Source organism: Bradyrhizobium sp. 18BD (assembly GCF_054185225.1).
In genome coordinates, this window is sequence record NZ_JAVAYL010000211.1 from 1 (window position 1) to 456 (window position 456).

Annotated in this window: 1 protein-coding gene; it reads left to right on the forward strand. The window is 35.3% G+C overall.

The genetic code is table 11. The features are described 5' to 3' along the window. Positions 1-456: hypothetical protein (locus RAD16_RS41120; RefSeq protein WP_458163696.1), on the forward strand; the 456-nt coding region annotated here is incomplete at both ends.

Below are 456 nucleotides of genomic sequence, written 5' to 3' on the forward strand. Positions count from 1 at the left end.
GAAGCTTTCCTCCGTCATCATCTTTTGTTGAAGATCATTGGGGGTATTACAGAGGAGGCAACCCTATTGCAGGAAGTTTAATTGGAAATATAGCTGCATGTCAGACAACATTACCTACAGGGTCTAATAATTCTTCTGTTAAAACAACCGATGCCTCTTTGTCTAAAACATTTAGTCTTCAAAAAATATCGACTTCTACTGGTCTTGAAACAAGTTTTGAATACGAAGTGCATGATGCATCTAATTATAGTGATTTGATCGGAGGCAACAGAGTTTCTAAAATAATTAATAAAGATTTGATTTCAAATATTGTTACAGTTAAAACCTATAAGTATAAGCAATTTGCTAATTCTGCGATCTCTTCCGGCTTTTTAATTATGGAACCGGTTTACCGTTTTAGTTACCCTTCAGGAAATGCTGCCGATTATGGATATAACTCTGGTCTTTATGAACTGG